General features: G+C 67.2%; 13 protein-coding genes and 30 tRNA genes. 37 read left to right on the top strand and 6 right to left on the bottom strand.

Translation table 11 applies throughout. The annotated features are described in order from the left end of the window. Positions 1-3: 3 nt before the first annotated feature. The 4 genes from KF837_42450 to KF837_42435 all read right to left on the bottom strand — a co-directional run bounded on the left by KF837_42450 (position 4) and on the right by KF837_42435 (position 3,787). Complete coding sequence (locus KF837_42450; GenBank protein MBX3234031.1) at positions 4-486, bottom strand: hypothetical protein; 483 nt, start codon at positions 484-486, stop codon at positions 4-6. A gap of 18 nt (positions 487-504) precedes the next feature. Continuing rightward, the gene (locus KF837_42445; GenBank protein MBX3234030.1) at positions 505-1,044 is read right to left on the bottom strand and encodes a hypothetical protein; all 540 of its coding nucleotides are present in this window, start codon (positions 1,042-1,044) and stop codon (positions 505-507) included. 111 nt (positions 1,045-1,155) lie between these two features. Continuing rightward, complete coding sequence (gene recA / locus KF837_42440; protein ID MBX3234029.1) at positions 1,156-2,184, bottom strand: recombinase RecA; 1,029 nt, start codon at positions 2,182-2,184, stop codon at positions 1,156-1,158. A gap of 58 nt (positions 2,185-2,242) precedes the next feature. After that, positions 2,243-3,787 carry a YifB family Mg chelatase-like AAA ATPase gene (locus KF837_42435; GenBank protein ID MBX3234028.1) on the bottom strand — a complete coding sequence of 515 codons (1,545 nt, stop codon included), beginning with the start codon at positions 3,785-3,787 and terminating at the stop codon, positions 2,243-2,245. A gap of 1,406 nt (positions 3,788-5,193) precedes the next feature. Here KF837_42435 and KF837_42430 point away from each other — a divergent pair. The 35 genes from KF837_42430 (at position 5,194) to KF837_42260 (ending at position 17,112) form a co-directional block, all read left to right on the top strand. After that, a tRNA-Lys gene (locus KF837_42430) sits at positions 5,194-5,266 on the top strand. 446 nt (positions 5,267-5,712) lie between these two features. Further along, positions 5,713-5,784: transfer RNA gene (locus tag KF837_42425), tRNA-Lys, on the top strand. Between the two features lie 43 nt (positions 5,785-5,827). Continuing rightward, positions 5,828-5,899: transfer RNA gene (locus KF837_42420), tRNA-Gln, on the top strand. A gap of 156 nt (positions 5,900-6,055) precedes the next feature. Further along, positions 6,056-6,127, top strand: a tRNA-Asn gene (locus KF837_42415). Between the two features lie 600 nt (positions 6,128-6,727). Continuing rightward, positions 6,728-6,824: transfer RNA gene (locus tag KF837_42410), tRNA-Ser, on the top strand. Positions 6,825-6,876: 52 nt separating this feature from the next. Further along, positions 6,877-6,948, top strand: a tRNA-Thr gene (locus KF837_42405). A 75-nt stretch (positions 6,949-7,023) separates the two neighbouring features. After that, positions 7,024-7,096: transfer RNA gene (locus KF837_42400), tRNA-Thr, on the top strand. Between the two features lie 717 nt (positions 7,097-7,813). Next, positions 7,814-7,888 (top strand) — tRNA-Glu (locus tag KF837_42395). A gap of 166 nt (positions 7,889-8,054) precedes the next feature. After that, positions 8,055-8,127, top strand: a tRNA-Arg gene (locus KF837_42390). Positions 8,128-8,137: 10 nt separating this feature from the next. Further along, positions 8,138-8,209 (top strand) — tRNA-Arg (locus KF837_42385). A 21-nt stretch (positions 8,210-8,230) separates the two neighbouring features. Next, positions 8,231-8,302, top strand: a tRNA-Asp gene (locus KF837_42380). Positions 8,303-8,307: 5 nt separating this feature from the next. Then, positions 8,308-8,378: transfer RNA gene (locus KF837_42375), tRNA-OTHER, on the top strand. A gap of 32 nt (positions 8,379-8,410) precedes the next feature. Next, a tRNA-Ala gene (locus tag KF837_42370) sits at positions 8,411-8,484 on the top strand. Between the two features lie 2 nt (positions 8,485-8,486). Continuing rightward, positions 8,487-8,559: transfer RNA gene (locus KF837_42365), tRNA-Ala, on the top strand. Positions 8,560-8,885: 326 nt separating this feature from the next. Next, positions 8,886-8,960, top strand: a tRNA-Gly gene (locus KF837_42360). Between the two features lie 12 nt (positions 8,961-8,972). After that, a tRNA-Cys gene (locus tag KF837_42355) sits at positions 8,973-9,041 on the top strand. A 365-nt stretch (positions 9,042-9,406) separates the two neighbouring features. Beyond that, a tRNA-Pro gene (locus KF837_42350) sits at positions 9,407-9,481 on the top strand. Between the two features lie 150 nt (positions 9,482-9,631). Beyond that, positions 9,632-9,710 (top strand) — tRNA-Leu (locus tag KF837_42345). A gap of 39 nt (positions 9,711-9,749) precedes the next feature. Then, positions 9,750-9,832, top strand: a tRNA-Leu gene (locus KF837_42340). Between the two features lie 93 nt (positions 9,833-9,925). Next, positions 9,926-10,459, top strand: a complete 534-nt coding sequence (locus KF837_42335; GenBank protein MBX3234027.1) for an HNH endonuclease — start codon at positions 9,926-9,928, stop codon at positions 10,457-10,459. 74 nt (positions 10,460-10,533) lie between these two features. Next, a tRNA-Pro gene (locus KF837_42330) sits at positions 10,534-10,608 on the top strand. 13 nt (positions 10,609-10,621) lie between these two features. Next, positions 10,622-10,709 (top strand) — tRNA-Ser (locus KF837_42325). A gap of 37 nt (positions 10,710-10,746) precedes the next feature. Beyond that, positions 10,747-10,819: transfer RNA gene (locus KF837_42320), tRNA-Phe, on the top strand. A gap of 615 nt (positions 10,820-11,434) precedes the next feature. Next, positions 11,435-11,508: transfer RNA gene (locus tag KF837_42315), tRNA-Arg, on the top strand. Between the two features lie 86 nt (positions 11,509-11,594). Next, a tRNA-Met gene (locus KF837_42310) sits at positions 11,595-11,669 on the top strand. A gap of 31 nt (positions 11,670-11,700) precedes the next feature. Continuing rightward, positions 11,701-11,771: transfer RNA gene (locus KF837_42305), tRNA-Thr, on the top strand. 36 nt (positions 11,772-11,807) lie between these two features. Next, a tRNA-Glu gene (locus tag KF837_42300) sits at positions 11,808-11,884 on the top strand. 77 nt (positions 11,885-11,961) lie between these two features. Then, positions 11,962-13,515: a TROVE domain-containing protein gene (locus KF837_42295; GenBank protein ID MBX3234026.1), complete on the top strand. Its 1,554-nt coding sequence runs from the start codon at positions 11,962-11,964 to the stop codon at positions 13,513-13,515. A gap of 180 nt (positions 13,516-13,695) precedes the next feature. Beyond that, positions 13,696-13,769 (top strand) — tRNA-Gly (locus tag KF837_42290). A 121-nt stretch (positions 13,770-13,890) separates the two neighbouring features. Further along, positions 13,891-13,963, top strand: a tRNA-Gln gene (locus tag KF837_42285). Positions 13,964-13,972: 9 nt separating this feature from the next. Continuing rightward, a tRNA-Val gene (locus tag KF837_42280) sits at positions 13,973-14,045 on the top strand. A 119-nt stretch (positions 14,046-14,164) separates the two neighbouring features. Then, positions 14,165-14,249 (top strand) — tRNA-Tyr (locus tag KF837_42275). Between the two features lie 55 nt (positions 14,250-14,304). Then, on the top strand, positions 14,305-15,069 hold the full coding sequence (locus tag KF837_42270) for an SRPBCC domain-containing protein (protein MBX3234025.1): 765 nt from the start codon (positions 14,305-14,307) through the stop codon (positions 15,067-15,069). A 34-nt stretch (positions 15,070-15,103) separates the two neighbouring features. Continuing rightward, a complete protein-coding gene (locus tag KF837_42265; protein MBX3234024.1) occupies positions 15,104-16,411 on the top strand; it encodes a M18 family aminopeptidase in 1,308 nt (435 codons plus the stop codon). Continuing rightward, positions 16,408-17,112: a hypothetical protein gene (locus KF837_42260; protein ID MBX3234023.1), complete on the top strand. Its 705-nt coding sequence runs from the start codon at positions 16,408-16,410 to the stop codon at positions 17,110-17,112. The genes KF837_42265 and KF837_42260 overlap by 4 nt, the downstream gene beginning before the upstream one ends. A 122-nt stretch (positions 17,113-17,234) precedes the next feature. Here KF837_42260 and KF837_42255 read toward each other — a convergent pair whose 3' ends face one another. Continuing rightward, positions 17,235-17,975, bottom strand: coding sequence for an SUMF1/EgtB/PvdO family nonheme iron enzyme (locus KF837_42255; GenBank protein MBX3234022.1), 741 nt, complete (start codon positions 17,973-17,975; stop codon positions 17,235-17,237). Positions 17,976-18,085: 110 nt separating this feature from the next. Next, positions 18,086-19,501 carry a serine/threonine protein kinase gene (locus KF837_42250; GenBank protein MBX3234021.1) on the bottom strand — a complete coding sequence of 472 codons (1,416 nt, stop codon included), beginning with the start codon at positions 19,499-19,501 and terminating at the stop codon, positions 18,086-18,088. Between the two features lie 308 nt (positions 19,502-19,809). Here KF837_42250 and KF837_42245 point away from each other — a divergent pair, with 308 nt between their 5' ends. Together KF837_42245 and KF837_42240 are read left to right on the top strand one after the other, a co-directional pair. Beyond that, positions 19,810-21,363, top strand: coding sequence for a hypothetical protein (locus KF837_42245; protein MBX3234020.1), 1,554 nt, complete (start codon positions 19,810-19,812; stop codon positions 21,361-21,363). Beyond that, on the top strand, positions 21,360-22,691 hold the full coding sequence (locus tag KF837_42240; GenBank protein MBX3234019.1) for a cytochrome c family protein: 1,332 nt from the start codon (positions 21,360-21,362) through the stop codon (positions 22,689-22,691). The genes KF837_42245 and KF837_42240 overlap by 4 nt, the downstream gene beginning before the upstream one ends. The last annotated feature ends 47 nt before the right edge of the window (positions 22,692-22,738 follow it).

The raw sequence follows: 22,738 nt of genomic DNA, 5'->3' as shown, positions 1-22,738 counted from the left end.
CGCCTACGCCGGCGGCGGGGGCCAGCTCAAATGCATCGTCCCGCCGACGGGGAGCGCCTTCCACTCGCCGAGGAGCCGCCGCATCCGCTCCTGCACGCGCCGCACGAGCTCGACGTCGAGCCAGGTCGGCGCGACGAGCCCGCTCGTCTCGTGAAAGCGTCGAATCCCGGCGACGACCTCGTCGGCGGGGTGTCCCTTCGCCGCCGCGTCGAGCGCCCCCACGAGCCGCTCGATCGCCGCGAGCTCCGGTCCGGCGTCGGCCATCGCGACGCCGGACCGATCGTTCATGTCGGCGAGCGTCTTCCCGCGCGCGAGGTGTCCCCAGAATCCGTGCTCGAGCCGCGCTTCCGCCTCCACCGCGAAGTGGAGGAGGTCATGCCGGAGGAGGCTCCGCGTCTCGCAGAGAACGGCTTCCCGTCCGTTCTCGTCGCTTCGGATCACGAGCTCGTGACGCTCATCGGAGATCTTTCGCAGCGCGATCTTCACGCCGTCGTCTTAGCTACCTCACGCCGCACGCGCCAGCGCGGGTCGCCACCAGTCTCCCGCCGCGCGGATCGCCTCGGCGAGGAGATCGTAGAGCGCGAGGCAATCCGTCAGGATGGCGGGCAGCTCCTCGAGCGATCCGATCCGCGGCGCGGGGTGCGCGGCCGGCCGGTAGACGAAGCCGGGCTCGGTGAAGCGATGCATGTTCCGCGCGAGCTTCGCGAGCGGCGCCGAGAGGTGGCCGTCCGGCGTCGAGAAGAGGAGCGCCGTCTCGACGCGGGCGTCGATGCGCAGATCGAGCCCGAGCCCGCAGTACTTCGGAAGACGCTCCCGCTCCCGGAGCGCGTAGAACTTGAATTGCCTGTTGTAATACCACCTGCGTCCGGTCCCCTGGAGCGCCGGCATGCGCGCGCCGACCGGCACCTCCGGGCCCCGCTTCGGGTGAGCGGCGCAGAGCGCGTCATATCGTGGCGCGAAGTCCACCGCGCGAAGACACTCGTCGAACTGCGCCTGCTCGGGATGCCGATACTTGGTCGGGATATCGTCGACTCTGAAATACATCGAATTTTCCTCCGTCGAATGGAATGTCGAGCCCCGCGCGGAGCGGCCCTCTCGTCGGCCCTCGGCCCTCGGCCCTCGCCCTCGAACCGAGAGGGCCGCCCCGCGATGCGGTCACGCCGCGGCGTCCGCGCGCCGGCCGGGCCGCACCGGACCGGACGCGAGGATGGCCTGCCGCAGCGTCGTCTGAAGCTCCTGATTCGCGGCGATCGCGTCGCGCGAGCGCTCCCGCCCGTTCCCGAGGGTGGTCCCCGCGAACGAGAGGTGATTCCCACTTTTCTCGACGAGCCCGCGCGTGAGCCCGAGATCGACGAGCTCCGTGAGCGTGTCGACGCCCTGCCCGTATCGAATATCGAACTCCGCTTCGCAAAATGGAGGTGCCATTTTGTTTTTTGCGAGCTTTACGCGAGTACGTCCGCCGACGAGCTCGTCGCCGACCTTCACCTGACCGATGCGGCGGACGTCGAGCCGCATCGACGCGTAGAACTTCAGCGCGTTGCCGCCGGTCGTGGTCTCGGGATTGCCGAAGACGACGCCTATTTTCTGACGGAGCTGATTGATAAACATGATGGTGGTCCCCGTGCGATGCGCGACGGCGGTGAGCTTCCGGAGCGCCTGGCTCATGAGCCGCGCCTGGACGCCCATGTGATGGTCGCCCATCTCGCCCTCGATCTCGGCCTTTGGCACGAGCGCGGCGACGGAGTCCACGACGACGAGGTCGATCGCGCCCGAGCGGATCAGCATGTCGACGATCTCGAGCGCCTGCTCGCCCGTGTCCGGCTGCGACACGAGCAGCTTGTCGGTCTCGACGCCGATCGAGCGCGCGTAGGCCACGTCGAAGGCGTGCTCCGCGTCGATGAACGCGCACACGCCGCCCGCGCGCTGCGCCTGCGCGATCGCGTGGAGCGACAGCGTGGTCTTGCCGCTCGACTCCGGACCGTAGACCTCGACGACGCGGCCGCGCGGATATCCGCCGATGCCGGTCGCGAGGTCGAGCGCGAGCGATCCCGTCGGGATCGTCGGCACGGGCTCGAGCTCACCGTCGTCCCCGAGCGACATGATCGCGCCCTTGCCGAACTGCTTCTCCACCGACCCGATGACGCCCTTCAGCGCCTTCATCTTCTCTGCGAGCTCTGCGAACATTTCTATCTCCTTCGATTCCCTATTTTCTATTTCTATATTTCTCTATTTCGAATCATCGTCACGCCGCGGACGCGGGGTGACCTTCGAGGTCGCGGTCGAGAACGCGCGCCGCGAGCGCTTCGCTCACGTCCGCGTGCCGGACCGGATCGACGCCGGCGAGGTCGGCGATGGTCCGCGCGACGCGGAGCACCTTCCCGTAGCCGCGCGCGGACAGCCCACGCCGCTCCACCGCCGCTGCGAGGAGCGACCGCGTCTTCGTGTCGAGCGCGCAGATCCGCTCCACGTCGCGTTGCGCCAGGTGGGCGTTCGTCGCCGCGCTCGTCTCGCCGGCCCTGAAGCGCGCGAGCTGCACCTCTCGCGCTCGGGTCACGCGCGCCCGCACGTCGGCGCTCGCCTCTCCGCGCGCGCCGCCTTGCAGGTCGGCGAGCTCGACGCGCGGCAGGACGACGTGCACGTCGAGCCGGTCGAGCAGGGGACCGCTCAGACGACGCCGGTACGCGCGCACGGCGTCGGCGGCGCAGGTGCAGCGCATCGTGCCGTCGCCGCGGTTGCCGCACGGACACGGGTTCGTCGCGCCGACGAGCATCGGCCGCGCGGGGAACGTCGTCGTCGCGCGCATCCGGCACACGGTGACGGCGCCGTCCTCGAGCGGCTGCCGCAGCGCCTCGAGCGCGGAGCGGCGGAGCTCGGCGAGCTCGTCGAGGAAGAGCACCCCATGATGCGCGAGGCTCACCTCTCCCGGCCGCACGTGCTCGCCGCCGCCGACGAGGGCGAACTCGCTCACGGTGTGATGCGGCGCGCGGAACGGCCGCTCGTTCACCGAGTGCACGCCGAGGAGGCCCGCCACGCCGTGAATCGCGAGGACCTCGAGCCGCTCTTCGCGCGTGAGCGAGGGCAGGATCCCCGGCAGCCTCCGCGCGAGCATCGTCTTCCCCGCGCCGGGCGGGCCCATCATGAGGAGGTTGTGCCCGCCGGCGGCGGCGACCTCGAGCGCGCGCCTCGCGCCGTGCTGTCCGCGAACGTCGGCGAGATCGTCGACCAGCCAGGCGCGTCGTTCGAGCACGTCCGAGCGCCGGGGACGCGCGAGAGGCTCCGCGCCGCGCAGCGCCTGGACGATCTCGCCGAGCGTCGCGGCGAGCCCGACGTCGACGCCATCGACGAGCGACGCCTCTTCCTCGTTCGCGAGCGGCATGATCGCGCGCGCGACGCCGCGCTCGCGCGCCCCGACGAGATGAGCGACCGCACCGCGCAGCGCGTGGACGCGTCCGCTGAGCGAGAGCTCTCCGAGCAGCAGCACGCCCGCGATCGCCGTCTGCGGCAGCTGCTCGAGCGCGACCAGCGTCCCGATCGCGATCGCGAGATCGAACGAGCTCCCGTTCTTCCTCACGTCCGCCGGCGCGAGGTTCACGGTGATGCGATGCTCGTTGATCTTGATCCCGACGTTCTCGAGCGCCGCCTTCACGCGGACGCGGCTCTCGCGGACGGTCGTCTCGGCCAGCCCGACGAGCTCGAACGCAGGGATGCCTGCCTCGGCGCGCACCTCCACGCGAACCGGCTGGGCGGTGACCCCCGTGAGAACAGCGCTCTCGGCGATGGCGAGCATGCCCGCGACGAAAGCGAACGCCATGCCGACATCGCGCCCGAGCGATTACGCGCCGTTGGAACGCGTGACCATATGGCCCGGCCAGGCCAGGGCCAGGCCAGGGGCCACCCCAAAGCCTGCGTCATGCACGCGTTCTCCACGACCTCTTCACAGCCAACGTACTGCCGGGACGACATCGCGCGAACCAGGCGCCGCGCTCCACGTTGCCGCCGCGTCGAGAGGCCGGTGATGTCCTCGGCCTGCTCGATATCGCGCATCCGGCGCCACACTCCATGCTGCCGCCGCGTCGAGAGCCCGGTGATGTCCTCGGCCTGCCGGTGATGTCCTCGGGCGCGCATCCGGCGCCACACTCCATGCTGCCGCCGCGTCGAGAGCCCAGTGATGGCCTCGGCTTGCTCGTCATCGCGCATCCGGCGCCACGATCCATGCTGCCGCCGCGTCGAGAGCCCAACGCGTCGCGCCGTCACCGTCGGCCACATCGGGCACCGCTCTGCTCACGCGCGTGCTCCTTCTGCACTTCGCGCTCGCTCGCGCCTCTTCTCGTCGCTGAAAGATGTTCGTTTGTCCGTTGCTCACGCGCTGGCAGCGAAGCGAGAGATTTTTGATTTAAAAGCTTGCGGGGCACGAAAGGCCAGGCTATAGATTGAATCGCTTCCCCGTCGGGAACGTCTACGAACGACACCATCTCTCCTCAGGAGGCACGTGCCGGTGGCCCCGGGCGTGTTCGTCTCGCGTGATCCTCTCCCTTTCCAACAACAGGACGACTGCCGAAGCGCTGAAGCGCAGCGGCTTGGCGTGCCTCGCGTCGGAAGCGGGAGGCTCGTCGCATCGCGTCAGCGATACGTCCTGGCGTGGGCCGGCCTATCGGCCAGCTTCCGTGTCGTCAACCTCCACCATTTTTGGCGGTAGCTCGTCCTTTGCAGCCCCTGCACGTCCGCAGGGTCTCGCGCTCGGCGTCTGCCGCATGTCCACCGCCCCTCTCACGCTCGATCCGAGCGCCAATCAGCAGGAGGGCGGCGCCTAAAAGGCGGTCCCAGCCATCGTCTCCACGTTCGGAGCCGTTTGCGAAGGCCGCCCGGGGCAACCCGAGGTGGCCTTTCCGCATTTGTGGCTTTCGAGCGCTCTCGCGACCCGGCGGTCCTAGAACCGTCGCGTCGATCCGCCCGAGCTCTCTCGGGTCGAGCGGAGCGATCCGCCCAAGGCTGCAGCTGCAACGGTCCTCCGTCCCGTCGGGGCGGCAGTAGCGTCCTCATGCTCGTGTGGGCACGAGCATGGGAACAGACAGTGTCAGGCGATGGCATACGCTCTCTGCGCGTATTCAATGGTCATTTGCGTCAAAAATCAAATGCCATTGTCATCATGATTTCTGGCGATCGGTCACGGCTCTCCAAACGACGTTGTCACGCGGGGCGCTAGCTCAATCGGCCGAGCACCGGGCTTTTACCCCGAGGGATGAGGGTTCGACCCCCTCGCGCCCCACCCCACACACGACGCTCACGCTCGCTTCGCCCCCCCCAGGCGCGCTCACGCATGACGCTCCGGCGCGCTCGCGCATGGCGCTCGTCGTCCACGTTCCTCTCCCACGTGCCTCGCCGTCACTCCTCACCCGCGCTCGTCGTTCCGCACCCTCCGTTCGTCGTCGTCGCTCCTCACCCGCGCTTCGTCCGCGCTCCTCACCCCGCGCTTCGTCCGCGCTCGCGCGTTCCTCGTCACTCCTCACCCGCGCTTCGTCCGCGCTCTCGCGTTCCTCGTCACTTCTCACGCAGAGCTTGCTCTGCTCGTTCGCCCACGCCCATGCGTCGCGCTCTCCTCGTTCGTGATCGTCTCGCTCGCGACATGACTTCTCGTCGCCTCTCTGGCTGATCCTCCACCTCACTCCTTCCGCCGGCGACGTCGGCGCTGACTCGCACAACTCATCTCGCCACGGGTCCGTGGCGCAACGGCAGCGCATCCGGCTCTTACCCGGCATGTTGAGGGTTCGACTCCCTCCGGACCCACCGACGAGACGCCGCGCTCGCGCGTCGACTCGTCTGTCTCTGCTCCGGGATCGTCTAGCTGGCAGGACACTGGCCTCTGAACCCAGAAAGACAGGTTCGAATCCTGTACCCGGAACTGCACGGACTCACGACGTGGGTCCCCGCTCTCTGAAAACCTGGCGTCAACACGCTCGTCGCGCATGCGCGTGTGGTGTGCTCCTCGTGTCGGGAGATCGCTCGTCGATCGACCGCCCCGTGGCACGCACCCTCGCGCATGCTGCCACGAGCTCATTCCAGCGAAGCCGAATGGTCAGGCACCCGGCTGTTAACCGGAGATTCGAAGGTTCGATTCCTTCCGCTGGAGCTGCTTCGTCCCCTCGAAGAGGTCATACACGCAAGAACATGTTGGTTCGAATCCAACCGTGCCGCCCGGGGAATTCCCCTCCAACCCCGGCGCGTAGCCTAATGGTAAGGCACCTCGCTTCAACGAGAAATCGAAACGACTTCCTCACTCGGACGAGCAACCTCTTAAAGCAGCGCCACGATGGCGCGACACGACATCCAACGCTCGGCACGCGAAGGTTCGACTCCTTCCGTTGGATCCACTTTCGTCCACCCGAAAAGGCCCTACACGCAAATAGAAATGTCGGTTCGAATCCGACCCGATCCACAAGCCGCGCGCGGTACGCCGCGCATGGCTCCGTCGCACGACGGCACCTGGGTCGGTTGCCTAATGGTAAGGCGCTCGTTATGGAAACGAGTCTGAAAAGACCCGGCTTCTTCACTCGGACGAAAGGTCTATTTCACCCGCTCCAGACGCGGGTCTTCAACGCCGATCGGATCGGTGCGTCGAAGGTTCGACTCCTTCCGTTGAAGCTGCTTCGCCCACTCGAGAAGGTCACACACGCAATTTCAAGTGTTGGTTCGACTCCAACTCGGTCCCCGGCCTCCGCAAGGGCGTCTGGGAGCGATAGCCCAATTGGTAGAGGCGCTCGTCTAGAAAACGAGTCTGAAAAGACACCTGACTTCCTCACTCGGACGAAGAAAACTTTTCCGCTGCTCGCGCCGGCGCGCGCCGTCTCTCGCTGACGGTCCGCGCGCACCGCGAGCACTGCCCGCGTAGCTCGATAGGACGAGCACCCGACTCGTAAACGGGAGGATCCGGTTCGATCCCGGACGTGGGCTCCGACGATGAAAACAAATCGACACTAGGCACTTGCGAAGCAAGCGCCGCCGACACAGAATAGCGCGGCGCAAATCGCCCGCGCAGCTCGAGTGGACGAGCCCCCGTCTTGTAAACGGGAAGGTTCCGGTTCGAATCCGGACACGGGCTCAGGTGGAGCCACCGTCTCGTAGGCGGGAACGCTCGAACGAAAGCGAGAGTTGCCTCGGCGGCGCCGACGCTCTCGGCGCCGAGGCGAGCTCTCAACTGCGCTCTCGGCGGCGAGAGCAAGCTCCGAAGAAAGAAAAAACCGAAGTCGCCACTCGACAACGAGAGCGACGATGCATAAAGTTCCCGCGCCGCACGGACGTTCGAGTCCGGCGAGCGAGCGGCCCTCACCCCGGCCGCCCCGCCGCTCCGTCCCCGCGAGCGCATCCGAGCTCACCTCGAGCTCCCCGTCAGGCGAGCCCCACGCCGACCTGACGCTCCTTTTCCGCGATGCGCAGGCCGCATCGCCAAAGAATGTTCGCAGCCCATCGAAGAAGACCCTACACGCAATCCAAAGTTGGTTCGACTCCAACCGGGTACCCCGAGCCGCGAGGCTCTGCTCGCAAGAGCGCACGGTGCCCGTAGCCTAACGGTAAGGCAATCATTCGTGAAATGATCCAAAGCACCTGGTTTTCGCACTCGGGCCGCGACAAAATTTTCAAGACTTCGTCCGTTCGAGCAGGCCTCACACGCAAAGGAATATGCTGGTTCGAATCCAGCCAACTGCGTCTCAGCAGCTGTCGTCCAATGGTAGGACACCGGCCTGTCAAGCCGTCTTCACAGACAACGGCTTGCTCACTCGGACGATAACTCTCCCGCACGCAGCGTCGCTGCGTGTCTGCTCCCGTCATCTAGTGGTCAGGATCTCCGTCTTTCAAGCGGAAGGTGTCGGTTCGATTCCGACCGGGAGTACCAGCCGGCCGCCGCCGCGAGGCGACGCCGGTTCTACGTGGCGTTACTCGTCTAGTGACGAGGACTGACTGTGAATCAGTGGAGGCGGGTGCAATCCCCGCACGCCACCCCGACCGGTCCTCGGACCGGAAGGAAAGACGCGCGACCAGGCCGAAAGGAAAAGGCGCGCGTCCCCGTGGCCGAACGGAAAGGCGCCGGCCTCCTAAGCCGGTTCGACGCAGGTTCGACTCCTGCCGGGGACGCCCAGACAACGTCCTCGTGGCCGATCGGATAGGCGCCGGTCTTCTAAACCGGCATAGGCAGGTTCGACTCCTGCCGAGGACACGACACGACACGACACGAAATGCCTCGTAACGCTACTGGCGTGGCGATCCCACTGTCTATGGGACGAGACGGGTTCGATTCCCGTACGAGGCGCTGATGGGCTGCAGAGTCATGGTGACCGGCCGGGCCTCCAAAACCCGGAGAGAGGGTTCGATTCCTTCGCGGCCCGCTGCGCGCTGCGGCGCGTGACACGAGAGAGCTGGGGCGATAGTTCAACAGGAGAACGATGCGTTCGCATCGCATAGATCGGGGTGCGATTCCCCGTCGCTCCACCAGCGGGATCGTAGCTCAAACAGGAGAGCGCCTCGATGGCATCGAGGAGGTTGCCGGTGCGATTCCGGCCGATTCCACGAAGGGACACGAAACGATACGAAACGAAACGAAACGACACGGAACGTCGGTCTCGAATGCCGATGAGGACTACATCCGTAACTATAACGGTCCTAAGGTAGCGATGATGGGGCGACCCATCCAGCGACGGCAGTGAAGGAGTGGGACGTAGGCGCGCCGACCCAGCGCGCGGACGTTCGGGTACCGCCTCGGCGGACTCCCTCCTGCGGGGCGAACGGGGCGAACCGCGAGGGACGCTCAATGTGCCGATTGCAGAAGCCCGGGCGACCGGGCGGACGCTAACGTCTTCGTCAATCTCGTCGAGGCTTTTTTGAATATACGATACGCGGGCATCGTCTAATAGCCAGGATATCGGTCTTCCAAACCGAGAATGAGGGTGCGATTCCCTCTGTCCGCTCCAACGACACGACACGAGCCGATTCTCCGGCGAGGATCGCCGGCTGCAACCCGGCGCGTGAGGGTTCAACTCCCTCTCGGCTCTCTGCACGGATCACGACGGGATGGTTACCCTGGGCTCTCTGATAAGGAGCTTGCACTGCGTTCGATTCGCAGGTGATCCACGGAACGAAACGTCGAGCGGCGCTGGCAGTCTAGTGACTGTACCTGTATGACTAACAGGACCAGGCGGGTGCGATCCCCGCGCGCCGTACAACGCGTCCCACGCCGGACCCGGCGGGCCTCTGGCCCGATGGGCAGGCGGCGTGGGGTAGCGCCTAACGGGCTTGTCTCAGAGTGAGGGCTCTGTCTTGCAAACAGAGCGACCGGGCGCGACTCCCGGCTCGTCCACCGGGTCTTCGGACCCCACTGCGAAGGAGAACCTGTGACATGGAAATTCTTCGAACATACCCGTGTATGGCTCAACCTGGCTAGAGCACTCCGTTCGGGTCGGAGGGATTGGAGGTTCGAATCCTCCTACACGGACTCAAGAGAGCCACCGGCGTTTCGTCGCGCCGGTATCCCGTCAAAGGCTCCAAGACGAGCACGCCTGCTCCGTGAGGAAACGACCATGCGCAACGCTCGGGCATAGCCCGCGCGCCGCATGCGAGAGTCCCCGGACGGAACGTGCCACATGCCGACGTGGCCCAATTGGTAGAGGACGCCGTCTCAGAAACGGTGTGTTGTGAGGGTTCGACTCCCTCCGTCGGTACCATCGTCCAAGGATCGTTTTTGCGGTTCACGGACGCGATACGTCACCGTGGTGGAATTGGCATACACAGCAGCTTGAGGTGCTGCGCCCCAACGGGTGTGAGGGTTCGACTCCCTCCGGTGACACTAGCGCGATCATCCTGAGCAGCAGAACCGATTCTTTCTCAACCCTCCGACAAGGAGATCATCCGTGAAACCGAGAAAGAAAAGGTAGTCCCCATGCAAACGCTGATGCTGACCCCCTGGATGGCGCCCCACAAAATCATCTCCTGGCAGCGTGCCGTCGTCCTCACCTACCTCGGCAAGGTCGAAGTCATCGAGACCTGGGACGCGGAGCTCCGCGGCCCGAGCGCGACGATGCTCACCCCCGCCGTCGTCCGGCTGAAGAAGGGGTCCGTGTCGACGAAGCAGTCTGTCCGGTTCTCCCGCGTGAACGTGTTCACCCGGGACAAGTTCCGGTGCCAGTACTGCGGCGAGAAGAAGACTCTCAAGCAGCTGAACTACGACCACGTCGTCCCTCGTGTGCAGGGAGGAAAGACCGTCTGGGAGAACATCGTCACCTCCTGCTACCCGTGCAACGATCGGAAGGGAAGCCGCACGCCCGAGCAGGCCGGCATGAAGCTGCTGCGGCAGCCGAAGAAGCCGACCTCGCTCCCCGTCGTCCCGCCCATCCGCCTCTCGGACGGGGCCCTGCCGGAGACCTGGCAGCCGTACTGCGACGGCTTCCAGGAGCCGGCTCCGCTCTCGGCCTGAGGTGTGAGCGGCGATGAACACGCTGCGGAGCTCCCGCGTCCTGGTCCACGACGACATAAACTGGACCAACTATTCAGGGCGTAGCTTAGCCTGGCAAAAGCGTCAGTCTGGGGGACTGAAGAGCGCAGGTTCGAATCCTGCCGTCCTGACCGAACGATGAATGGAAGGTGGATCCGCGAGGCGCGGAGCCTGCTTGGAAAGCAGTGCGGTCGGCTGAACGCCGATCGAGGTTCGAGTCCTCCAACTTCCGCCGCGCCCGCCTTCGGGCGGCGACTTCGAAGAAACTACGTCGGTAAGCTCAAGTGGTAGAGCGGCAGTCTGAAACGCTGCGCGTAGAGGGTTCGACTCCCTCACCGACGACGACCGCACCCGCGGGACCACACGGAAGAAAAATCGGCAAGGCGCCGAGCTTGTTTCGAAAACAATGCGCACCTCTCGAGCGAGGGGTGTGGGGTTCGACACCTCTTTCTTCCTCCGAGACGCGACAATCGAATCGGGCATACACGCAAACAAGAATCTTTCCTTCCAGAAAGACAGTGGTTCGACTCCACGACCTTCCACCACGGCCTCCGGGCCGCGCCGCGCGAGCGGCAATACGGGAGGTATGCGCGGTGGCGCGCCTTCGTCCTCATAAGACGTTGCCAATTCTCCCAGCCCGATTCACTCGCCGCGTCTCAGAATTTTCACCCTCGAGGCATATGGAAGAAGAACCGGCGCGGAGCCGGGCCTGCCTTGAAAGCAATGCGCACGCTCGATGAGGGCGTGTGGGGTTCGACACCTCCTTCTTCCTCTCCGATCTCGCCGCACGGCTCTCGAGCAAGGCCTACACGCAACTTCCTCGGCTAAAGGTAAGTCCCGCGCCTTCCTCACTCGCCGCGCTGCACCCCTCTCTTCGTCGTAGTGGAGCTACGCATCGGCGAGCGAAGCCGATCCCCCAGGTTCGATTCCTGGCGAAGAGACCGCCACCTCTCTCCTCTCCTCGTCGTAGTGGCTCTACGCATCGGTCTACGAAGCCGGTTGTCCAGGTTCGATTCCTGGCGAGGAGACCATACCTTCGTCCTGACGGAACAGGGCCGAGCCTCCGAAGCTCGCGGACCGGGTTCGACTCCCGGCGAAGGTACGAAGCAGCAAGTTATGCAGCGTGGGGAAGTAGTATCCTGCGAGCCTCATAAGCTCGAGATCGTCGGTGCGAATCCGACCGCTGCACCCAGGTCATCCACGCGGTTCGAGCCTACACGCACTTTTGATTCGCCTAAAGGTAGGGCGTCAGTCTCGTAAACTGAAAGTCTGGGTTCGATTCCCGGATCAAGAACATCGCGCTCGATTCACTCGGATGACCACAATTCACGTTTCCTTCGTCTAGACGGCCAAGGACACTGGGCTCTCAATCCAGGAACACGGGTTCGAATCCCGTAGGAAACGCCAATTCGCGACCGCACGTCGAGCCGCGCGGTCGCGGACAACCAACGAAACCCGCTCGGAAAGGAGAACGCACGAGAGCCATGGCGAACAAGCATCTATTCCACACCGGTACCAGCACCGTCGTCCGCAACGAAGCCGGCGGCAAGGCCTTCGCGTTCTCACCCGAGCATGCGCTCGCGCAGTACGCGGTCACGGGGACCTTCCACGGCACCTTCTACGCCGACGCCGACGACCAGCTCGCCAAGGTGCAGGAGCTCGCCGGTGCGGTCGCGCCGGAGCTCGTCGCCAAGACGGCGATCTACTGCCGCCAGAACGGCAGGATGAAGGACGTCCCGGCGTTCCTCGTCGCGTTGCTCGCGACGCGCGACGTGGGGCTGATGCTGAAGGTCTTCCCACGCGTCATCGACGACGCGCGAATGCTGCGAGCGTTCGTGTCGATCGTTCGCTCGGGTGTCACGGGCCGCAAGTCGTTCGGCTCGGCGCCGAAGCGTGCCCTCCGGGCATGGTTCGCGGCGCGCTCCCCCGAGACGCTCTTCCGCCAGTCCATCGGTCAGAGCCCGTCCATGTCCGACGTCATCAAGATGGTTCGCCCTCCCCCGCGGAACGACAAGGGCGAAGCCGATGCCGTTCGGGAGGCCCTCTACGGCTACCTCATCGGAAAGAACGTGGACCACTCCAAGCTCCCCGCGCTCGCGATTGCCTACGAGGCATTCAAGGCGGCGGGAGGCCCGCTGCCCGACGTGCCGTTCGAGATGCTGACCGCTCTCCCGCTGCGCGCCGAGCACTGGATCGACCTCGCGAAGAAGATGACGTTCGGCCAGCTCCGGCAGAACCTGAATACCCTCTTCCGTCATGGCGTCTTCGCCGACGAGGCGATGATCGCGCTCGTCGCCGAGCGGCTCTCCGACCCGGAGGCGATTCGCCGCGCGCGGACGATGCCGTATCAGCTCCTCGCCGCCCACCGGTCCGTCACGGAGAGCCTGCCGAAGGAGATCAAGCGCGCCCTCGGCCGCGCGGTCGAGCACGCCGTCGCGAACGTCCCGTCCTTCCCCGGATCGGTCGCGCTCTGCCCCGACGTCTCCGGATCGATGCACTCGCCCCTCACCGGCCGCCGCGGCACCGCGACGACCAAGGTGCGCTGCGTCGACGTCGCCGCCCTCGTCACGGCCGCGTTCCTGCGGAAGAACGAGGAGGCCACCGTCCTTCCCTTCTCCGATCACGTCGTCGCGCTCGAGCGTCCGATCAACGCGCTCGACTCGGTCGTCGCGAATACCGACTTGCTCTCGTCGCTCCCGAGCGGTGGGACGGCCTGCGCCGCTCCGCTCCGGTGGCTCAACGAGCGCAACGAGGCGCCCGACCTCGTCGTCTTCGTCTCCGACAACCAGTCGTGGGCCGACTTCAAGCACGACACGACGATGGATCACGAGTGGAACCGGCTTCGTGAGCGGAACCCGAACGCGAAGCTCGTCCTCATCGACCTCCAGCCGTACGCGACCACCCAGGTCGAGACGCGCGAAGAGGTCCTCAACGTCGGCGGCTTCTCCGATGCCGTCTTCGACGTCGTCGCCTCCTTCGTCACGGAAGGCGGTCGCGGGGAAGGATTCCTCGACGCGATCCAGGCCGTGACGATCTGACCGACACCGAGCACGACAAATGCGCCGCCGGGCGAGACCCGGCGCGCACCACTCGTTGTCGATCGCTCGACTTTGCCGTCCACGCCCAGACAGCGGGGCACCTCACTGGTAGCGAGGAATGAGGAGGGTGCAATTCCCTCGGATGGCTCCGGCGCGTGTGACGGACGCGCCCACGATTTTGCGGTGGTAGTTCAAGAGCAGAACCCGAGCCCGCCACGCTCGAGATCCGGGTGCGATTCCCGGTCACCGCTCCAGCCGCCCTCGTGACCGCCTTCGGGCGAGAACGAGGACGCGGCCCGACGCTGCGATCCTCGGAGGACGGCGCGCCTCATAAGCGCGGTCGAGACAGTTCGACTCTGTCCGTAGCGACCGTCTTCCGGGATCGTCCAATAGCCAGGATACGCGGCTTTGAACCGCTGAGATGGGGGTGCAAGTCCCTCTCCCGGAGCTACGCCACGCGGGGCCCGTCATCTGGTGATGACACCTGTCTCACACGCAGGCGCAGGAGAGTTCGATCCTCTCGCCCCGTACCGCATCACTTATGGAAGTCATACTGCGAGAGGTTCGCAGGCCCGGTTGCTACCCGGGAAGTCCGCGAGGATTGGTGTTCGACTCACCTGACTTCCGCCACGACGCCAGTTTTTCCCACGGATCGGACGCGGATATCGGATGGCCGCACCCCGCTGTAAATGGGGTCCCTAAAGGCACTGGGGGTTCAATTCCCTCCCGATCCACTCATTACATCTCAAAAGTAGGTCCCCCTCGGCGCGGCGAGTTACGCTCCTCTGCATGAAGAAGGAGGCCATCCGCGTCACGACGGCGATCCCGGCGGCACCGACCACCCTCTATTACGCGTGGCTCTCCTCGGAGCAACACAGCGCGATGACGGGGGCGACGGCGAAGATCGATCCGACCGTCGGCGCGAAATTCACGGCCGCGAACGGGTACATCAGCGGCAAGCTGGTGATCCTCGACCTCGGGCGCCGCATCGTCATGGCGTGGCGAACATCGGACTTCCCGAGAGACGCCCACGACTCGAAGGTCGAGGTCCACCTCGAAGCGATCGGCGGCAGCACGCGGATCACGCTGATCCAGACGGAGATCCCGGAGGGTCAGGGCGAGAAGTGCCGCTCGGTCTGGAACGACTCCTACTTCACGCCGATGCGGAACTTCTTCAGTAAGTTCCTCCCCGATCCTCGGAACCCGCCCCCGCCGCGGAGGCCGCTCCCGCCCCCGGAAGACGACGAGGAGGACGAGGAGGAGACGCCGCCGAAGAAGGGCAGCCTCAAGGAGCGGCTCGCGGCGAAGAAGGCGCTCGCGGCGAAGAAGGCCGCGCCGCCGCCGCCGAAAGCGCCGCCCGCGAAGGCGAAGGCCCCTGCGAAGGCGAAGGCCCCCGCGAAGCCGGCCAAGCCCGTCGCCAAGAAGCCCGCGCCGAAGCCGGTGGCCAAGAAGCCCGCCGCCAAGAAGCCCGCGCCCAAGCCGGCGGCCAAGAAGCCGGCGCCGAAGAAGCCCGCGCCCAAGCCGGCGAAGGGCAAGCCCAAGAAGAAGAAGTGAGGAGCGCCGCGCGGCCGTTCGATAGACTCGCCGCGTGACCGATCTGCTCCCCGATCTCCTCGCGTTCCTCGGCGACTCCCCCACCCCGTTCCATGCCGTCGCGGGCGCGATGCAGCGCCTCGCCAAGGCCGGCTGGAAGCCCATCACGGAGGCGGACGCGTGGGAGGACCTCGCGCCCGGCCGCTACATGATGAGCCACGGCGGCTCGAGCCTCTTCGCCTTCGTCCTCCCCGAAGGAAAGAAGATTGCCGGCTTCCGCATCGTCGGCGCGCACACCGACTCCCCGAACCTGCGGCTGAAGCCGAACGCGGAGTACAAAAAGGAGGGCTACGCGCAGCTCGGCGTCGAGGTCTACGGCGGCGTGCTCCTCAACTCGTGGCTCGACCGCGACTGCTCCCTCGCCGGCCGCGTCTTCGTGCGCGACGCCAAGACCGGCGCCCTCGCGTCGCGCCTCGTCCGCTTCACGAAGCCGCTGTGCCGCGTCACGCAGCTCGCGATCCACCTCGACCGCGACGTCAACGACGGCCTGAAGCTGAACCGCCAGGAGCACCTCGCGCCGATCTTCGGCCTCGCGCGCGACGGGGCCCCCGACCTCGCCTCGATGCTCGCGGAGGAGCTCTCGGTCGCGAAGGACGCGATCGCCGGGCACGAGCTCATGCTCTACGACGTCGTCCCGCCGACCCTCGGCGGCCGCGACGACGAGCTGCTCTTCTCGGCCCGCCTCGACAACCTCGGGATGTCGCACGCCGGCGTCGTCGCCCTCGCGGAGGCCGCGGCGAAGGCGCAGAGCGGAGACCTCGTCCCCGTCGTCGTCCTCTTCGACCACGAGGAGATCGGGAGCGAGACCGCGTACGGCGCGCACTCCGGCTTCTTGCCGCGCGCGCTCGAGCGCGTCGTCACCGCCCGCGGCGGCTCGCGCGAGGACTACCACCGCGCGCTCGCCGGCTCCTTCTGCCTCTCCGCCGACATGGCGCACGCGGTCCACCCGAACTACGCCGCGAAGCACGACGAGCGGCACAAGCCGGCGCTCAACGGCGGCCCCGTCGTCAAGATCAACGCCCAGCAGCGCTACGCGACCTCCGGCGCGACCGCGGCGATGTTCCGTGAGCTCTGCAAGCAGGTCGAGGTCCCGTTCCAGCACTACTCGCATCGCACCGATCTCCCGTGCGGCAGCACGATCGGGCCGATCGCGTCGACGCTCCTCGGCATCCGCACCGTCGACGTCGGCAACGCGATGCTGAGCATGCACTCGATCCGCGAGCTCTGCGGCGCGAAGGACCCGGCCCTGATGACGCGCGTGATGACGGCCTTCTACAACCACCCCGATCCCGGCGGCGCGTGAGGATCTTCGCGCTCGTCCTCTTGCTCGTCGCCGCGGCGTGCAACAAGACGAAGGAAGGCGCTCCCTGCAAAGGGAACGAGCAGGCCTGCGCCGCCGACAAGGCGAGCGGCCTCGTCTGCCGCAACGGCACGTTCGTGTCGGTCGCGTGCGCCGGCCCGCTCAAGTGCGCGAAGTACGAGGACCACATCAACTGCGACACGTCGATCGCGAGCGCCGGCGCGACCTGCATGGGCGAGGACGACGAGCACGCGTGCACGGCCGACAAGAAGCAGGCCCTCGCCTGCAAGGGCGGCCGCTTCGAGAAGCTCGCCGACTGCCGCGGGCCGGACGGCTGCTCGATGTTGGGGCGCACGCCGGCGTGCGATGCGTCGGTCGCGGTGAAGGACGACGCCTGCAACAAGGACGGCGCGCTCGCCTGCACCGAGGACAAGAAGCAGATGCTGGCGTGCCGGAGCGGCAAGTTCGTGCTCCACCGCCAGTGCCGCGGGGAGCACGGCTGCATCACGAAGCCGGAGGGACCGTCGTGCGACGAGTCGATCTCCGAGGTCGGCGACCCCTGCGGCGTCGCCGGCATGGTCGTATGCTCGACCGACGGAAAGACGGAGCTTGTCTGCCAGGGCAACCGCTACACGAAGACCCGCACGTGCAAGACGTCCTGCACCATCTCGACCCGCCCCGGCCGCCCCATCGACTGCAAGTGACGCGCATCGACTGCCAATAACTCCCCGAACCCCCTCTGCGGGGTACGGGGGCGGCGGAGCGCGCCCCGCGCACGGAGAGGCCCCCGGCGGGAGAGCTCGAGAGGGCAGCGCCCTCTCGAACGTCAACGAGGGTTCGCGCAGCAGCGGAAGCCGGTCGAGTAGTCGTGGTACGAGAGACCGTGGGCGTCGGTCTTGTAGCCGCAGCCGTCGCCGTTGAGGTGCGTGTCCTGGTAGTAGCCGCCGCGGAACACGCCGCGTGATCCGTTCACCTCCGCGGTCCACTCGTGGAGGTTGCCGACCATGTCGAACACGCCGTAGGCGTTCTTGCACTTGTCGAACTTGCCGGCCGGCGCGACGGTGTTCGGCGCGCGGTTGATGCGCGGATCGTTCAGCGCCGCGTGCGAGGAGTAGACCTCGTCGCCCGGGAGCTCGGGGTGGAGCGCGGCGAGGGGCGCGCGGCCCGAGTCGTTGCAGTAGCCGTCCTTGCGCTCGTCGCCGTACGGGAACTTCGTCGGCTTCCGCCCCCGGCACGCCGTCTGCCACTCGACCGCGGTGCAGAGGCGCTTCTTCGCCGCGACGCAGGCCGCCTCCGCCTCGTTCTTCGAGATGTACCCCTGCGGCACCGCCCCCGCGCGCGAGACCGCCTTCACCTTGAGGTTCGTCACCGGCTCGTACGGCGCGTGCGCGACCTCCTCCTTGCCGCGGATCTCGACGACCGACGCCTCGTACTTGTCGATGCAGTAGCCGCGCGGCGCGCCGTCGAGATCGATGTGCACCATGCCGGCGGGGCATGGACCGCGCCCGCCCTCGACCGTGTTCGAGGTGAAGAGCGAGCACGACGCGACGAAGACGGCGAACGTCACGACCGCGGAGCGTCGGCAGAAGAGCGCCACGGGCCCAGAGCTACAACAGCCCGCGCACGCATGCCAACTAGGCGCAAAAGCGCCCTGATTCCGCCTGGATGGACAGGCCTTCACGGGTGGGGGATGAGGCCGGAGAACCACGCCGCGCCGGCGGCGGCGGCGACGACGAGGAGCACGACGACGCCGATCGTGGCGCTATTGCCGCCGCCTTCCTTCGCGTTGGGGTCGAAGCCGGTTCGCATCGGTACCGCGTTCGGCGGCGGCGGCGGCGGGATCGACGGGCCGCGCGGGGCGAGGAGCGACGCCGGGTCGATGGTCGGTCCGCCGATCGGCGTCGGGCGCGGCGGGACCGGGCGTGAAGAGGCGGGCGTCTCCTGCTCCTCGAGCGCCGAGAGGTTTCCCTGCTCGAAGATGTCGCCCGGGAGCGAGGCGCGGAACGCGTCGTAGGCGCCGCTCCCGCCGATCGGCTGCGAGCGGCCGACCGCGATCTCCTCCGCCCAGTTCGTTGGGTCGACGAAGGAGCCCGGGTTCAGCGGCGCGGCGGCGGCGCTCACCTTCATGCCGGCCTGCGAGGCGCCGTCCTCCTTGAGGGAGGTGAACTCGAAGAGCGCCTCCTCGATCAGCTTGTCGATGATCGAGCCCTGCGGCTGCCGCACGCGCTGCTTGTCGCGCATCGTCGACTGCACGATGTTCGCGATGTCGAACGTGCCGATCGCCTGGCCGTAAGCGAAGAGGAACCGGTTGAGGTCCTGCCCCAGCTCGCGCGCGGTCGCGTAGCGGGCCGTCACGTCGCGGGCGAGGGCCTTGTTCACGATCCGTTCGAGCTCGGGCGGGACGCGGCGGTTCACCTGCGAGATCGGCGGGACCTGGGTCTGCTGGACCTTCTTCACCGTCTGGAAGTCGGTCTCGCCGAGGAAGAGGCGCTGCCCCGCGAGGAGCTCCCAGAGGATGATGCCGACCGCGAAGATGTCGGTCGCGGGCCCGACCTCCTGCCCCATCGCCGCCTCCGGCGACAGATAGGAGAACTTGCCCTTGATGATGCCGGGCTCGCTCTTCTCGAGCTGCGAGCTCGCCTTCGCGAGACCGAAGTCCACGATCTTCACCTCGCCGTACTTCGTGACGAGCACGTTCGGCGGGGACATGTCGCGGTGGACGATGTTGAGCGGCATGCCGGTGTGGTCGGTGAGCTCGTGCGCGTAGCTCAGGCCTTTGCAGATCTCGTGGCAGACGAAGGCGGCCGCGGCGACGGGGAAGTCCTTGCCCTGCTTCTTCAGCGACTCGGCGATCGACTTGAGGTTCGCCCCGTCGACGAACTCCATGACGATGAAGTACGCGTTGTCACCGACGCCGATGTCGAAGACCTGCACGCAGTTCGAGTGCGTGAGCTGCGCGGAGATGCGCGCCTCGTCGAGGAACATCGCGATGAAGCGCTTCTTCTCGCTGAGGTGCGGGAGGACGCGCTTGATCGCGACCTGCTTGCGGAAGCCCTGGAGGCCTTCGCTCTCCGCGCGGAACACCTCCGCCATGCCCCCCGACTCGAGCTTTTCGACGACGCGGTATCTTTGTGCGCTCTCGGTCATTTTGCGGGGCGAACCCGGCGCCATGGAGCGTGCCACCCCCCTGCAATCGCCGTCAACAGCTCTCGCTCCCGTTGCCCAAATGAGCGCGTCTGAGCGCGTCGGGGGCCCCCGCGACCGCGGCCGCCCCAGCGGGTGCGAAGCAACCCTCGCGCTCCGCGCGAGGGCCGTGGTCGCGGGGTGGGGGTGTCGGGGGCAAAGCCCCCGACGTTGATTGACATGAGCACAGCCTTTATTGATGCTGCGCGGGCGCCGTGGTGTCCGCTCGTTTCCTGTGTGCCAGTCTCGGCTTCGCCGCGTTTACGGCGAGCGGGAGGGCGGGCGCGGACGACCAGCCACGACGGCCGATCGACGCGGAGGTCACCGCCGATACGGCGGCCCAGCTCTACGAGATGCGGAGCCCTTCGGGGCAGACCGTCATCGGGCGGCGGCGGCTCACGACGACGATCGGCGCGTCGGCCTACAACCTCCTCGACAAGCCGCTCGATCCGATGGCGCCGACGCTCACGTTCCGCGCGCGCCTCCGCTACGACGCGGACTACGGCGGCAGCGCGGAGGAGACGTCGCTGAACCGCCTCGATCGCTTCGTCCCGGGGTTTTACCGCGGGCCGGTCGACCTGATGTACGGCTACGTCGAGGGCCGCCGTTTTCTCCGCGGCTTCCTCAACTTTCGCGTCGGCCGGCAGTACGTCACCGACGCCCTCGGGTGGTGGTCGTTCGACGGCGGCCAGGTGCAGGTCACGACGCCGTATTACTTCGCGGTCGAGGCCTACGGCGGGCTCGAGCAGCGCGGCGGCTTTCCGTTCAACACCCCCCGCTACGAGCGCGACGGCATCTGGCGCGGGCGCACGAACGACTACGACAACAACCCGAACGTCTACCCCTCGTTCCAGCCGAACAACCTCGCCCCCGCCTTCGGCGCCGCGGTCGAGACGGCGGGCTTCACCTGGCTCCACGGCCGCGCGACCTACCGGCGCGTGTACAACACCGGCGGCTCGAACGCGTCGCCGTTCGCGAACGGCCTCCGCCAACCCATCGGCTACGACGGCGCGCGCATCTCGCAGGAGCGCGTCGGCTACGCGGTGGACGGCATGCTCCCCGAGCTCGGCGGCTTCAAGGCCGGCTTCGCGTACGACCTCTACGTGCAGCGGATGGCGAACGTCTTCGCCTCCGTCGACTGGTACACGAGCAAGAAGGTCACGCTCAGCCTCGACTACGACTTCTACCAGCCGACCTTCGACGGCGACTCGATCTTCAACTTCTTCATGGCGATGCCGATGAACGACGTCGCGTTCCGCGCGGCGTGGGATCCGAGCAGCCGGCTCAGCGTCGCGGGGAACCTCCACGCGCGGCTCTTCACGGTGGCGACCGGCCCGGAAGAAGGGATCAACAACACGTCGCCGGGCGGGCTCGCGCTCGCCAACTACTACCCTTCGAGCGCCGTCTCGCCGGTCGGCGGCGCGAACCTCTCCGGGCGCTACCGCATCGGCGAGGGAATGCTCGGCGCGCGCGGCGCGGCCGACGTCGCGACGAGCGGCGATCGCGTCGGCCTCGACGTCTACGGCGAGCGCACGCTCGAGACCCGCTTCGTCTTCCAGGGGCGCCTCGGCGTCTGGCAATGGAACGACAAGCTGCGGCCCGATCGCGACGCGACCGACCTCGGCTACGCGGTCGCGGCGGGCTACAAGTTCCTCCCGCGCTCGCTCGTCCTCGCCGACTTCCAGCACGATATGAACCGCCTCGCCGGCCAGCGCTTCCGCGCGATGCTCTGGTTTTCGATCGCCCTCTCGTTGTCGGGGAAGGACCGATGAAACCCGCCGCCCTCCTCCTCGTCGGCGTGCTCCTCGGCGCGATCGGGACCGCGTTCGCGGACGATCCCGTCCCCGCCCCCGTCACGACGCCCGCGTCGGCGGCCCCGGCTCCGAGCGCGCTCGGCGGCCTCTACCCGATGCCGGACAACACCGCGGTGCCGCTCCAGTGGATGCCGCCCGGCTCCTTCGACAAGGACCGCGGGCCGTCCACCGCCGTGTTCCCGCCGCAGAAGCTCACGATCCGCTTCAACCACAAGCTCCACGTCGGCAAAGAGAAGCTCCGCTGCGAGACCTGCCACACGAAGGCGCTGACGAGCCAGCTCGCGTCCGACGCGCTCTTGCCGCCGCCGACGACCTGCGACGGCTGCCACGGCACGAGCCACGGGAACCTCGACGAGGTGCTCGCGGGCGACGACGCCGCCGGGAAATGCGAGTTCTGTCACCTCGGCTACCAGCCGGGCGACGGGAACAAGGTCGCGCGCGTGTCGATCCCGCCGCCCAACATGGTGTTCAACCACCAGAAGCACGCGGCGCGGAACATCAAGTGCCAGCAGTGCCACGGCGACGTGCAGGAGCTCGAGCTCGCGACGCGCGACTCCCTCCCGCGCATGCGCGGCTGCTTCGGCTGCCACCAGCACCCGGACGCCGCCGCGCGCGGCGACGCGAAGAGCAGCTGCGAGACGTGCCACCTGAAGGGCGGCGCGGCCGAGGGCGGGCGACTGAAGACCGTGTTCGCGAGCGGCACGATGAACCCGCCGCGCTGGATGCACAACGCCCAGCACGCGCCCGACTTCATCGAGCGCCACAAGATGGTCGCCGCGAACGACTCGCAGTTCTGCGCGAACTGCCACAAGGAGGACTTCTGCGTCGCCTGCCACGACGGGCGGGTCCGGCCGCGGAACATCCACCCCGCCGACTACATCTCGATGCACCCGATCGAGGCGCGGCTCGCGACGCAGCGGTGCACGAGCTGCCACCGCGAGCAGAGCTTCTGCCTCAGCTGCCACCAGCGCCTCGGCGTCTCGATGAGCGGGCCGGCCGGCGTCCGCGAGCCGGGGCGGTTCCACCCCCCGAAGAACGAGTGGAGCGACGCCCCGCGCCGCCCCGGCCACCACGCCTTCGAGGCGATGCGGAACCTCAACGCCTGCGTCAGCTGCCACGTCGAGCGGGACTGCGTCATTTGCCACGGCGGCGCGGGGATCGGAGGCGGTTTCAACCCGCATAGCGCCGGCTTTGCGGGCTCTTGCGCCGCGCAGATGCGGCGCAATCCGCGGCCCTGCCTGGTCTGCCACGAACCCGGTGCGGCTGTGCTTCAGAGGTGCCAATGACGCAAAGTAGGCGTTTTGGCTTGCGGTTCGAGCGGGGCGACGACTAT

Origin of the sequence: Labilithrix sp., from assembly GCA_019637155.1 — a bacterium.
In the GTDB taxonomy this organism is placed as follows: Bacteria; Myxococcota_A; Polyangia; order Polyangiales; family Polyangiaceae; genus Labilithrix.
Note: the sequence above shows the minus strand (reverse complement) of the source record. Positions and strands in the feature narration are given on the sequence as shown.

What these genes read in the sequence shown, in the direction of transcription:
- KF837_42445 (MBX3234030.1), bottom strand. Translation starts at nt 1,044, where the DNA reads ATGTATTTCAGAGTCGACGATATCCCGACCAAGTATCGGCATCCCGAG.
- recA (MBX3234029.1), bottom strand. Translation starts at nt 2,184, where the DNA reads ATGTTCGCAGAGCTCGCAGAGAAGATGAAGGCGCTGAAGGGCGTCATC.
- KF837_42435 (MBX3234028.1), bottom strand. Translation starts at nt 3,787, where the DNA reads ATGCTCGCCATCGCCGAGAGCGCTGTTCTCACGGGGGTCACCGCCCAG.
- KF837_42335 (MBX3234027.1), top strand. Translation starts at nt 9,926, where the DNA reads ATGCAAACGCTGATGCTGACCCCCTGGATGGCGCCCCACAAAATCATC.
- KF837_42295 (MBX3234026.1), top strand. Translation starts at nt 11,962, where the DNA reads ATGGCGAACAAGCATCTATTCCACACCGGTACCAGCACCGTCGTCCGC.
- KF837_42270 (MBX3234025.1), top strand. Translation starts at nt 14,305, where the DNA reads ATGAAGAAGGAGGCCATCCGCGTCACGACGGCGATCCCGGCGGCACCG.
- KF837_42250 (MBX3234021.1), bottom strand. Translation starts at nt 19,501, where the DNA reads ATGGCGGAGGTGTTCCGCGCGGAGAGCGAAGGCCTCCAGGGCTTCCGC.
- KF837_42240 (MBX3234019.1), top strand. Translation starts at nt 21,360, where the DNA reads ATGAAACCCGCCGCCCTCCTCCTCGTCGGCGTGCTCCTCGGCGCGATC.